The sequence below is a fragment of the Streptomyces sp. 5K101 genome (genome assembly GCF_046506645.1).
In the GTDB taxonomy this organism is placed as follows: domain Bacteria; phylum Actinomycetota; class Actinomycetes; order Streptomycetales; family Streptomycetaceae; genus Streptomyces.
The window spans coordinates 1-12702 of sequence record NZ_JBKFFO010000021.1; the positions used below are offsets into that span (position 1 = coordinate 1).

The 12702-nt window shown below is 69.5% G+C and carries 4 protein-coding genes, 1 tRNA gene and 1 rRNA gene; 5 read left to right on the forward strand and 1 reads right to left on the reverse strand.

Going from position 1 to position 12702, the window contains the following annotated elements:
• Positions 1 to 2: 2 nt before the first annotated feature.
• Together rrf and ACLB9X_RS29055 are read left to right on the forward strand one after the other, a co-directional pair.
• Positions 3 to 119 (forward strand): 5S ribosomal RNA (rrf, locus tag ACLB9X_RS29050).
• Between the two features lie 191 nt (positions 120 to 310).
• Positions 311 to 383, forward strand: a tRNA-Thr gene (locus tag ACLB9X_RS29055).
• Between the two features lie 52 nt (positions 384 to 435).
• Here ACLB9X_RS29055 and ACLB9X_RS29060 read toward each other — a convergent pair.
• The gene (locus ACLB9X_RS29060; RefSeq protein ID WP_410363389.1) at positions 436 to 3090 is read right to left on the reverse strand and encodes a SpoIIE family protein phosphatase; all 2655 of its coding nucleotides are present in this window, start codon (positions 3088 to 3090) and stop codon (positions 436 to 438) included.
• A gap of 268 nt (positions 3091 to 3358) precedes the next feature.
• Between ACLB9X_RS29060 and ACLB9X_RS29065 the strand changes: the two genes are divergently transcribed.
• The 3 genes from ACLB9X_RS29065 to ACLB9X_RS29075 all read left to right on the forward strand — a co-directional run bounded on the left by ACLB9X_RS29065 (position 3359) and on the right by ACLB9X_RS29075 (position 12683).
• The gene (locus ACLB9X_RS29065; protein ID WP_410363390.1) at positions 3359 to 8818 is read left to right on the forward strand and encodes a HAMP domain-containing protein; all 5460 of its coding nucleotides are present in this window, start codon (positions 3359 to 3361) and stop codon (positions 8816 to 8818) included.
• A 274-nt stretch (positions 8819 to 9092) separates the two neighbouring features.
• Entirely contained in the window at positions 9093 to 9776 is a 684-nt protein-coding gene (locus ACLB9X_RS29070) for a two-component system response regulator (RefSeq protein WP_410363391.1), read from the forward strand.
• 135 nt (positions 9777 to 9911) lie between these two features.
• A complete protein-coding gene (locus ACLB9X_RS29075) occupies positions 9912 to 12683 on the forward strand; it encodes a DNA translocase FtsK (protein WP_410363392.1) in 2772 nt (923 codons plus the stop codon).
• Positions 12684 to 12702: the final 19 nt, after the last annotated feature.

Genomic DNA, 12702 nt, shown 5'->3' on the forward strand with positions numbered 1-12702 from the left:
GTTTCGGTGGTCATTGCGTTAGGGAAACGCCCGGTTACATTCCGAACCCGGAAGCTAAGCCTTTCAGCGCCGATGGTACTGCAGGGGGGACCCTGTGGGAGAGTAGGACGCCGCCGAACAATCATTGAGCCTCAACCCCCGTACGAGTACGGGGGTTGAGGCTTTTCTGCGTCCTGCTGGTCCCCGGGCGTTCTCCCGGCGTTCCGCTTGCCGGCAGCGGGCGCGGTAGGCGGTCGCACGTTTTGGAAACGCCCGTACGGATGGGCTATGCTTCATCTCGTTGCCGCGGGGAACACCGCGAAAGCAACAGGCCCCTATAGCTCAGTCGGCAGAGCGTCTCCATGGTAAGGAGAAGGTCAACGGTTCGATTCCGTTTGGGGGCTCGGCACTCAAGAAGGCCCCCCGCCATCGTGGCGGGGGGCCTTCTGCGTTCGGTCAGTTCTGGTGCGGCTCGTGGACGCGCATCGCCAGGATCGCCATGTCGTCCGATGCCGGTTCCGCGGCGAAGCGTTCGACCGCCCTGAGCACGCGGGCAGCCACCGCGCCGGCCGTCAGGCCCGTACACGTCGTGAAGACGTCGGCGAGGCCGTCGTCGCCCAGCATGCGCGTGCCCTCGCGACGCTCGGTCACGCCGTCCGTCACGCACAGCAGGACATCGCCCGGATCCAGCGTCACGACCTGCTCGTACAGCTCCAGGTCGTCCATCACGCCCAGCAGCGGCTGCGGGTCCGCCGCCGGTTCCACGGTGCCGTCCTGGCGCAGACGCAGGGGCAGCGGGTGGCCGGCGCACACGACCTTGAGAACGGCACTGCCGTCCTCCTGCGGCCACAACTCCCCGTACAGCAGCGTGAGGAAGCGGCTGCGGGCGCCCTCGTCGAGGATGGCGGCGTTGAGCCGCTCCAGCACCGCGGGGCCGCCGAAGCCCTCACGGGCCAGCAGTCGCAGTGCGTGGCGTGCCAGGCCGGTGACGGCCGCGGCCTCCGGGCCCGTGCCGCAGACGTCGCCGACGGCGAAGCCGTACGCGCCGTCGCGGATCGGGAAGAGGTCGTAGAAGTCGCCGCCCACCTCGTTGCCCTCGCCGGCGGCGCGGTAGATGACCTCGACCTCGACGCCCGGGATCTGCGGCAGTCCCGGTGGCAGCAGGCTGCGCTGCAGGGACTGGCTGATCGCCATGCGCTCGGAGTAGAGGCGGGCGTTGTCGAGGGCCAGGGCGGCGCGGCGCGAGAGGTCCTCGGCGAGTTCGAGGATCTCCTGCCGGAAGTGGTCGTCGGACGGCTTGCCGAGCGTGAGCATGCCGATGACGCGGTTCCGCGCGACGAGCGGGAGGACGACCGTCTCGCCGCCGACGGCCGCGGCCGTCGCCAGCGTCGCGCCGATGCCGGAGGAGACCGGCGGGGTGGAGCCGAGGCCCAGCTCGCGCTTGGAGGCGAGCAGGGCGGCGCGCTGTGCGGTCTCCGCCGGCGCGTTCCACACGCGGGCGCCCGGCGTCGGTACGGGGTCCGGGGGATCGATCCTGGACAGGAGGGCCTTGAGACCGTCGATGCGGTCCTCGTCCTCGTGGAGCACGTAGCTGAGGTACGGCTCCGACGACTGGTCGGCGATCGTGTAGACCGCACACCAGGTGGCGAGGGTGGGGACCGTCATCTGGGCCATCAGAGCCAGGGTCTGGTCGCGGTCGAGTGTGCCCGCGAGCAGGTCGGACGCCTCCACGAGGAAGGACAGGGAGCCGCGTCGCAGCCGTTCCAGTTCGCCGAGGCGGGCCGACTCGACGGCCAGCGCGATGCGGTCGGCGGCGAACTGCAGGCGCAACGCCTCCTCGTTGGAGTAGCGGCCCGCGGATTCGGTGGCCACGCCGAGGGAGCCGGTGAGCCGGCCCTCGACCTTGAGCGGGACGGTGACGACCGAGCGCATGCCGGTGGAGTTGAGGAGAGGTACGGCGCCGGGGACGGCGGTGAGGTCCTCGTGGACGGCGGGCATGCGCGCCGAGCCGTAGCGGCCCGTGCCGGCCTCGACCGGGACGCGCGCGAAACGCTGGCGAGCCGAGGGGAGTCCGGTGGTGGCGCGTACCTCGAGCTCGGTCTCGTCGTCGGTGGCGAGGAGCAGGAACGCGGCGTCGCCGTCGAGCATGTCCCGGGCCCGTTCGACGGTGCGCTGGAGCAGGCCGTCGAGATCGTCCGGGGCGGGTGAGCCGATGAAGACCTCGAACGGGTCGGTCGTGCGGTGCTCCGAGCCGTGGTCGGAGCCCGGAGCACGTTGCGGGGTCTGGAGAATGGCCCGCTCGTCGTCGCGTACGAGGAGACAGACCGTGGACGGCTCACCGTTGGTGTCGCGTACCCGGAGGTGCGAGGCGTAAACAGGGACGACGCGGCCGTCCGTGCCGCGGATGCCGTAGCTGCCTTCCCAGCGGGAGAGTTGCAGCGCCTCGGCGATGCCCGTGCCGATGCCGGGGGTGTGCGGCCAGGCGGCGAAGTCGGTGAGCGGTTTGCCGATGACCTGTTCCGAGGGGTAGCCGAAGAGGTGCTCGGCGTCCTCGTTCCATACGACGATCGTTCCGCTGCGGTCGATCTGGGTGACGGCCACGCGTACCCGGTCGTCGGCGACCGGGAGCATGGCCGTGGGGAGGGCAGGGCCGGCGGACCGGGTGCCGACCGGGCGCTGGGGCAGGTCGAGTTGGAACCAGACCTGCTTGTGCGTGGGCGTGTACTCGACGCCCCAGCGGGAGGCGAGTGCCGCGCACAGCAGCAGGCCGCGGCCGTTCTCCCGGTCGGGGCTGCCGAGCGAGTGGCCGGTGCCCTGAATCGGGATCTCGCGCTCGGGATAGCGGTCGGCGACCTCGATCCGGACACCGTCCTCGCTGCGCAGGCACAGGACGTCGGCCGAGGTGCCCGCGTGGACGACGGCGTTGGTGACGAGCTCACTGGTGAGGACCACGGCGTCGTCGACGACGTCCGAGTACCCCCAGCCCTGGAGGGTGTCGCGGACAAAGGCGCGGGCGGTCGCGACGGACCGCCCGACGGGGTCGAAGCTGGCGGCCGCCCGCGCGGTGATCACAGAACTCCTCTTACGCGTCTCGACGCCCGGCTCTGCCATGATCGGCTTGCCCCTCCCCGTGCCCGGTGGTCGTAGCTGCACCGCACCGCCCCCGCCGGGCGGACCGGGGCGGTTGGACAGCCGGATGCCAGGTTACTTACCTTCGCTGTCCGAGCGGATGCCGGTTGCGGCTGTTTCCGCCCTCCGGGGGTGGGGACGCTATGCGAAGCTGCCGAACTGTTATGGCCTGGTTCCGGCATGGTGAAACACTGGGCAGGCTTCTTGAGTAGGCCCGGGCAGTACGGTCAACCCCTGCGGGAGGGACACGGTGGAGTCTGGCGTGGCGGCGCGCGGCAAGGATGCGCGTGCGAAAGGCGGACGGTCCCGGAGCAATGGGACAACCGAAGTCGACACAGCAGCTCTCAACAGGCTGAAGTCGGCTCTGGTGGCGATGCGCGACGGCAACTTCCGGCGTCGCCTGACGGTGTCCGGCGACGGCGTCATGGCCGAGATCGCGGCGGTCTTCAACGAGGTCGCCGACCGTAATCTGCATCTCACCGGGGAGATCGCACGCGTCCGCAGGATGGTCGGTCGCGAGGGGAAGCTCACGGAGCGGCTGGAGACCGGGGCCTGCGAGGGCTCGTGGGCGGCCGCCGTCGACGCCTCCAACGAGCTGGTGGACGACCTCGCACGCCCGGTCTCCGAGGTCGGCCGGGTGCTGTCGGCGGTCGCCGAGGGTGATCTGGACCAGCGCATGGAGCTGCGTTCGCTGTCGACCGACGGCCAGGACGGCACGGTGCGGCCGCTGCGGGGCGAGTTCCTGAAGGTCGCTCGTACGGTGAACAGCCTGGTGGACCAGCTGTCGGCGTTCACCGACGAAGTGACGCGGGTCGCGCTGGAGGTGGGCACCGAGGGCAAGCTCGGCGGCCAGGCCCAGGTGCGCGGAATGTCCGGTTCGTGGAAGGACCTCACGGATTCGGTCAACACCATGGCGTACCGGCTGACGGCTCAGGTGCGGGACATCGCCCTGGTCACGACGGCCGTCGCCAAGGGTGACCTGTCGCAGAAGGTGACCGTCCATGTGGCGGGCGAGATGTTGGAGTTGAAGAACACCGTCAACACGATGGTGGACCAGCTCCAGTCCTTCTCCTCCGAGGTGACGCGGGTCGCCCGCGAGGTGGGCACGGAGGGCGAGCTGGGCGGTCAGGCGACCGTTCCCGGTGTGGCCGGCGTGTGGAAGGACCTCACCGATTCGGTGAACACGATGGCCGGCAACCTGACGTCCCAGGTGCGCGGCATCGCCGAGGTGACCACGGCCGTGGCCAACGGTGATCTGTCGCAGAAGGTCACGGTCAGCGCGCGCGGCGAGGTGGCGCAGCTCGCCGAGACGATCAACCAGATGACCGAGACGCTGCGGACGTTCGCGGACGAGGTCACGCGTGTGGCCAGCGAGGTCGGCGCGGAGGGGCTGCTGGGCGGTCAGGCGCAGGTGCCGGGTGCGGCGGGGACGTGGAAGGATCTCACCGATTCGGTGAACACCGTCTTCCGCAACCTGACCACCCAGGTGAGGGACATCGCGCAGGTGACGACGGCGGTGGCCAACGGTGATCTGTCGCAGAAGGTCACGGTCGATGTCGCGGGCGAGATGCTCGAGCTGAAGAACACCGTGAACACCATGGTGGACCAGCTCCAGTCGTTCGGTTCCGAGGTGACCCGGGTGGCCCGGGAGGTCGGCGTCGAGGGCCGGCTGGGCGGTCAGGCCGAGGTGCCGGGTGCGGCGGGGACGTGGAAGGACCTCACCGATTCGGTGAACACCGCCTTCCGTAACCTCACCGGGCAGGTGAGGGACATCGCGCAGGTGACGACGGCGGTGGCCAACGGTGATCTGTCGCAGAAGGTCACGGTCGATGTCGCGGGCGAGATGCTCGAGCTGAAGAACACCGTGAACACCATGGTGGCGCAGCTGTCCTCGTTCGCCGACCAGGTCACGCGGATGGCCCGGGACGTGGGCACGGAGGGCCGGCTCGGTGGTCAGGCCCGCGTGGACGGCGTCAGCGGTACGTGGAAGGAACTGACGGACTCCGTCAACTTCATGGCCGGCAATCTGACGTCCCAGGTGCGTCAGATCGCGCAGGTGACGACGGCGGTAGCGCGCGGCGACCTGTCGCAGAAGATCGACGTGGACGCACGCGGCGAGATCCTGGAGCTGAAGAACACCATCAACACGATGGTCGACCAGCTCTCCGCGTTCGCGGAGCAGGTGACCCGGGTGGCCCGCGAGGTGGGCACCGACGGGCGGCTGGGCGGTCAGGCTCAGGTGCCCGGCGTGGCCGGTGTGTGGCGTGACCTGACCGACTCGGTGAACGGCATGGCCGAGAACCTCACCGGCCAGGTGCGCAACATCGCCCAGGTCGCGACGGCGGTGGCGCGCGGCGACCTGTCGCAGAAGATCGACGTGGACGCACGCGGCGAGATCCTGGAGCTGAAGAACACGCTCAACACGATGGTCGACCAGCTCTCCAACTTCGCGGAGCAGGTGACCCGGGTGGCCCGCGAGGTGGGCACCGAGGGCATCCTCGGCGGCCAGGCGGAGGTGCAGGGTGTCTCGGGCACCTGGAAGGACCTCACCCAGTCCGTCAACTTCATGGCGAACAACCTGACGAGCCAGGTGCGCAACATCGCCGAGGTCACGACGGCGGTCGCCAAGGGCGACCTGTCGAAGAAGATCACCGTTGACGCCAAGGGCGAGATCCTGGAGCTGGTGACGACGGTCAACACGATGGTCGACCAGCTGTCGGACTTCGCGGACGAGGTGACGCGGGTCGCCCGCGAGGTGGGTACGGAAGGTGTGCTGGGCGGCCAGGCGCGGGTGCGCGGCGTCACCGGCATCTGGAAGGACCTCAGCGACAACGTGAACCTGATGGCCAACAACCTGACCAATCAGGTGCGCAACATCGCCCGGGTCTCCTCGGCGGTCGCCAACGGTGACCTGACCAAGAAGGTGACGGTCGAGGCACGCGGCGAGGTGGCCGAGCTCGCGGACACGGTCAACACTATGGTGCGGACGCTCTCGTCCTTCGCCGACGAGGTGACCCGCGTGGCCCGCGAGGTGGGCACCGACGGGCGGCTGGGCGGTCAGGCGCACGTGCCGGGCGTCTCCGGCACCTGGAAGGACCTCACCGAGTCGGTGAACTCCATGGCCTCCAATCTCACCGGCCAGGTGCGGCAGATCGCGACCGTCACCACCGCGATCGCGAAGGGCGATCTCACCCGCAAGATCGACATCGATGCGCGGGGCGAGATCCTGGAGCTGAAGACGACGATCAATACGATGGTCGACCAGCTGTCGTCGTTCGCAGAGGAGGTCACGCGCGTGGCCCGTGAGGTGGGCACCGACGGGCAGCTGGGCGGTCAGGCGCGGGTGCGGGACGTCGACGGCACCTGGCGCGACCTGACCGAGTCGGTGAACGAGATGGCCGGGAACCTGACCCGGCAGGTGCGCGCCATCGCGGCCGTCGCCACGGCGGTGACACGCGGCGATCTGAACCTGAAGATCGACGTGGACGCCGCGGGCGAGATCCAGGTCCTCCAGGACAACATCAACACGATGATCGCGAATCTGCGCGACACCACCCTCGCCAACGAGGAGCAGGACTGGCTGAAGGGCAATCTGGCCCGTATCTCCGGTCTGATGCAGGGCCGGCGCGATCTGGACGACGTGGCCTCGCTGATCATGAGCGAGCTCACGCCGGTCGTCTCGGCTCAGCACGGCGCGTTCTTCCTGGCGATGCCGACGGGCAGCGGCCAGGAGGTGCCGGACGGCGGGGAGTCGTACGAGCTGGTCATGCGCGGCAGTTACGGCTATTCGGCGGGGCTGATGCCGACGTCGTTCCGGCCGGGGGAGACCCTGATCGGTACGGCTGCGGAGGAGAAGCGGACGATCCAGGTCAATGTGCCGCCGGGTTATCTGAAGATCTCGTCGGGGCTGGGTGAGGCGTCCCCGGCGTATGTGATCGTCCTTCCGGTCCTGTTCGAGGGGAAGGTCCTCGGTGTCATCGAGCTGGCGTCGTTCCAGCCGTTCACGCAGATCCAGCGGGACTTCCTGAACCAGATCGCCGAGATGATTGCCACGAGCGTCAACACGATCAGCGTCAACACCAAGACCGAGGTGCTGCTGAAGCAGTCGCAGGAGCTCACGGAGCAGCTGCGCGAGCGCTCCGCCGAGCTGGAGAACCGGCAGAAGGCACTCCAGGCGTCCAACGCCGAGCTGGAGGAGAAGGCCGAGCTGCTGGCCCAGCAGAACCGCGACATCGAGGTGAAGAACACCGAGATCGAGGAGGCGCGGCAGGTGCTGGAGGAGCGGGCGGAGCAGCTCGCGGTCTCCATGCGCTACAAGTCGGAGTTCCTCGCGAACATGTCGCACGAGCTGCGGACGCCGCTCAACTCCCTGCTCATCCTGGCGAAGCTGCTCGCGGACAACGCCGACGCCAATCTCTCGCCGAAGCAGGTGGAGTTCGCGGAGACGATCCACGGCGCAGGTTCCGATCTGCTGCAGCTGATCAACGACATCCTCGACCTGTCGAAGGTCGAGGCGGGCAAGATGGACGTCAGCCCGACGCGTATCGCGCTGGTGCAGCTCGTGGACTACGTCGAGGCGACGTTCCGGCCGCTGACGGCGGAGAAGGGGCTCGACTTCTCGGTCCGTGTCTCCCCGGAGCTGCCGGCGACGCTGCACACCGACGAGCAGCGGCTGCTCCAGGTGCTGCGCAATCTGCTGTCGAACGCGGTGAAGTTCACCGACAGCGGCGCCGTCGAGCTGGTGATCCGGCCGGCGGGCGCCGATGTGCCGCAGTCGATCAGGGAGCAGCTGCTGGAGGCGGGGTCGCTGCGCGACGCGGACGCGGATCTGATCGCCTTCTCGGTGACGGACACCGGCATCGGGATCGCGGCCGGCAAGATGCGCGTGATCTTCGAGGCGTTCAAGCAGGCGGACGGCACGACCAGCCGGAAGTACGGCGGTACGGGCCTCGGCCTGTCGATCAGCCGGGAGATCGCGCGGCTGCTCGGCGGCGAGATCCACGCGGCGAGCGAGCCGGGCCGGGGCTCCACGTTCACGCTGTACCTGCCGCTGCAGCCGACCGAGCTGCCGCCGCACGGGTACCCGCAGCTCGAGCCCGGTGTGGGCGATGTGCGGGACAAGGACACAGCCGGCGAGGACGGGGGCGCGCAGGCGCGGACCGCTGTCCCGCGTCCGGCCGCGCCCCCCGTGGGTCCGGCGGCACTGCTGCGCCGGCGCCGCAAGGCTCTGAACGCGAGGAGCGGGCAGCAGGCGCAGCTGGGGGAGGCGCAGGAGCCGTGGGGCGAGGCGACGGCCGGGCAGGAGGGTGCCGAGGAGCGGCGGGTGTTCGCGTTCGACGGCGAGAAGGTGCTGATCGTCGACGACGACATCCGCAATGTGTTCGCCCTGACGAGCGTGCTGGAGCAGCACGGCCTGTCCGTGCTGTACGCGGAGAACGGGCGGGAGGGCATCGAAGTCCTGGAGCAGCACGACGATGTGACAGTCGTACTGATGGACATCATGATGCCGGAGATGGACGGGTACGCGACGACGACGGCGATCCGCAGGATGCCGCAGTTCGCGGGTCTGCCGATCATCGCCCTGACCGCGAAGGCGATGAAGGGGGACCGGGAGAAGGCGATCGAGTCCGGCGCTTCGGACTATGTCACCAAGCCGGTCGATCCCGACCATCTCCTCTCCGTGATGGAGCAGTGGATGCACGTCAAGTGAGCGGGCCCGGCCCGAACCACCGGTTGTTGCTGATCGGTTGCGTCCGAATGCGTGTGGACCTGAGATTTACGGGGAACTATCCGGTCTCCCCCCACGTTTTCGGTACGTGCACAGTGACATCACGGTGACAGGGTGTGGCGACGGGCGGGGTGCGGCTACCATGACCGGCACAAGGACGGGCGACGCAAGGGAGTCGTCCCCTGGGGCGGCGCCCGGTGCGTCCTCCGGCTCTTCGAGCCGGAGGGACCCCATGCCGGGGCGAGGAGGACGGGGCATGGTGCAGAAGGCCAAGATCCTCCTGGTCGATGACCGGCCGGAGAATCTGCTCGCGCTGGAGGCCATCCTCTCCGCGCTCGATCAGACGCTGGTGCGGGCATCGTCAGGGGAGGAAGCGCTCAAGGCGCTGCTGACGGACGACTTCGCGGTCATTCTGCTGGATGTCCAGATGCCGGGAATGGACGGTTTCGAGACCGCCGCGCACATCAAGCGGCGTGAGCGGACCCGTGACATTCCGATCATCTTCCTCACCGCGATCAACCACGGCCCCCACCACACCTTCCGCGGCTACGCGGCGGGAGCCGTCGACTACATCTCCAAGCCGTTCGACCCCTGGGTGCTGCGCGCGAAGGTGTCGGTCTTCGTCGAGCTCTACATGAAGAACTGCCAACTGCGGGAGCAGGCGGCGCTGCTGCGCCTGCAGCTGGAGGGCGCCGGCCAGGTCGAAGCGGGCGGCAGCCGAGAGCCCGCCGGTCTCCTCGCGGAACTGTCGGCACGACTCGCGGCAGTTGAGGAGCAGGCCGAGGCGCTGTCCAAGCAGCTCGACGACGACTCCGCCGATGCCGCGGCGGTGGCGACCGCCGCCCATCTCGAGCGCAAGCTCACCGGCCTGCGCCGGGCGCTCGACGCGCTGGAGCCCGGCACCGGCGGGGGCACGCCGACGCTGCCGTCGCAGAGCTGATCCGCCGCGGGGTCTCGTGACGGCGTCACGCGGCGCTGACGGAGCGTCGGTTCGTCGCCCCTTCAGGCACGACACGAACGGGTGAAGCAGTGGGCACGCGTGTCCACCGGCGTCAACACCGGTAACCTCACCACCATGGCCTCACGTACGTCCGGCAAGGGTTCCCAGGGCACGGCGGGCACCGCGAAGCCGCGCGCCGGCCGTACGACCGGCGCGGCGAAGAAGGCGGCGCCCGCCAAGAAGACCGCCGCGAAGAAGTCCGCACCCGCGAAGAAGGCACCGGCGAAGAAGGCCGCGGCCCGGAAGGCGGCTGCGCTCAAGCCCGCACCGTCCCCCACCGGGGGCGTGCACCGGCTCGCGCGCGCCCTCTGGCTGGGCCTGGCGCACACCGTGGGCGCCATGTTCCGCGGGATAGGGCGTGGCGCCAAGGGACTTGACCCCGCGCACCGCAAGGACGGCATTGCGCTCCTGCTCCTGGGTCTCGCGATCATCGTCGCCGCCGGCACCTGGTCGAATCTGCGCGGGCCCGTCGGCGATCTCGTGGAGATGCTGGTGACGGGCGCCTTCGGACGCCTCGATCTGCTCGTCCCGCTCCTCCTCGGCGCGATCGGCGTGCGCTTGATCCTCTGTCCCCAGAAGCCCGACGCCAACGGCCGGATCGTGATCGGCCTGTCCGCGCTCGTCGTCGGCGTGCTGGGGCAGGTGCACATCGCCTGCGGATCCCCCGGCCGCGGGGAGGGCACCGAGGCCATGCAGGACGCCGGCGGCCTGATCGGCTGGGCCGCGTCCAAGCCGCTGATCTTCATGATGGGCGAGGTGCTGACGGTCCCGCTGCTGGTGCTGCTCACCGTTTTCGGCCTGCTCGTCGTGACCGCGACCCCCGTCAACGCTATCCCCCAGCGTTTGCATCTGCTCGGCTCCAGGCTCGGCCTGGTCGACGCCGCGCCCGAGCCCGGCGAGGGCACCCACGACGACCGGCGCTACGACGACCAGTGGCGCGAGTCCCTGCCCGGCCGACCGCGCCGCTCCGCCGGGCGCCGCCAGGACGAGGCCGCCGACGTCTACGACGCCGACCAGGCCGAGCAGGAGGCGCTCGAACGGCGCAGGCGACCGTGCCGGCCCTCCGCGCAGCCCGCCATGGGGCGCGAGATGGACGCCGTGGACGTCGCCGCGGCAGCGGCGGCCGCTCTCGACGGAGCCGTACTGAACGGCATGCCGCCCTCCCCGCTCGTCGCCGACCTCACGCGCGACGTCACCGCCGAGCGCCGTCGGGCCGCCTCTGCGGTGCCCAGCGCCCGCGAGCCCGAGGAGGCCGGGCCGAGGGAGCCCCAGAGGCCTGCGGCCCAGGGCCCTGTCCCCGACCTGACGAAGCCGGCCCCCGAGGAGTCCCAGCCCCTGCCGCCGCGCGCCGAGCAGTTGCAGCTGTCCGGCGACATCACGTACGCGCTGCCCGCGCTGGACCTGCTGGAGCGCGGCGGCCCGGGCAAGACGCGCAGTGCCGCCAACGACGCGGTCGTCGCCTCGCTCACCAACGTCTTCACGGAGTTCAAGGTCGACGCGGCCGTCACCGGCTTCACCCGCGGCCCGACGGTCACCCGCTACGAGGTGGAGCTCGGCCCGGCCGTGAAGGTCGAGCGCATCACGGCCCTGACCAAGAACATCGCGTACGCGGTCGCGAGCCCCGACGTGCGGATCATCTCGCCGATCCCCGGCAAGTCCGCGGTCGGCATCGAGATCCCCAACACCGACCGCGAGATGGTCAACCTCGGAGACGTGCTGCGCCTCGCGGACGCCGCCGAGGACGACCACCCGATGCTCGTGGCGCTCGGCAAGGACGTCGAGGGCGGCTACGTGATGGCCAACCTCGCCAAGATGCCGCACGTCCTGGTCGCCGGCGCCACCGGCTCCGGCAAGTCGTCGTGCATCAACTGCCTGATCACCTCGGTGATGATAAGAGCGACTCCGGAGGACGTCCGGATGGTGCTCGTCGACCCCAAACGGGTCGAGCTGACCGCGTACGAGGGCATCCCGCACCTGATCACGCCGATCATCACCAACCCCAAGCGGGCCGCCGAGGCCCTGCAGTGGGTGGTGCGCGAGATGGACCTGCGCTACGACGATCTCGCGGCCTACGGATACCGGCACATCGACGACTTCAACCAGGCCGTGCGCAACGGCAAGGTCAAGCCGCCCGAGGGCAGCGAGCGCGAGCTCCAGCCGTACCCGTACCTGCTGGTCATCGTCGACGAGCTCGCGGACCTCATGATGGTCGCCCCGAGGGACGTCGAGGACGCCATCGTGCGCATCACACAACTGGCGCGCGCGGCCGGCATCCATCTGGTATTGGCGACCCAGCGGCCCTCGGTCGACGTCGTCACCGGCCTGATCAAGGCGAACGTGCCCTCACGGCTCGCGTTCGCCACCTCCTCGCTCGCGGACAGCCGGGTGATCCTCGACCAGCCGGGAGCGGAGAAGCTCATCGGCAAGGGCGACGGACTGTTCCTGCCGATGGGGGCCAACAAGCCGACCCGTATGCAGGGCGCCTTCGTCACCGAGGAGGAGGTCGCGGCCGTTGTCCAGCACTGCAAGGACCAGATGGCCCCGGTCTTCCGGGACGACGTGGTGGTCGGCACGAAGCAGAAGAAGGAGATCGACGAGGACATCGGCGACGACCTCGACCTGCTGTGCCAGGCCGCTGAACTGGTCGTCTCCACGCAGTTCGGCTCCACGTCGATGCTCCAGCGCAAGCTGCGCGTGGGCTTCGCGAAGGCCGGGCGGCTGATGGACCTCATGGAGTCGCGCAACATCGTCGGCCCCAGCGAGGGGTCCAAGGCACGTGACGTTCTCGTGAAACCGGACGAATTGGATGGAGTGCTCGCCGTGATCCGGGGAGAGACTCACTCGTGAGGGTTCCGGGAGCAACCGT

What these genes read in the sequence shown, in the direction of transcription:
- ACLB9X_RS29060 (WP_410363389.1), bottom strand. Translation starts at nt 3,090, where the DNA reads ATGGCAGAGCCGGGCGTCGAGACGCGTAAGAGGAGTTCTGTGATCACC.
- ACLB9X_RS29070 (WP_410363391.1), top strand. Translation starts at nt 9,093, where the DNA reads ATGGTGCAGAAGGCCAAGATCCTCCTGGTCGATGACCGGCCGGAGAAT.
- ACLB9X_RS29075 (WP_410363392.1), top strand. Translation starts at nt 9,912, where the DNA reads ATGGCCTCACGTACGTCCGGCAAGGGTTCCCAGGGCACGGCGGGCACC.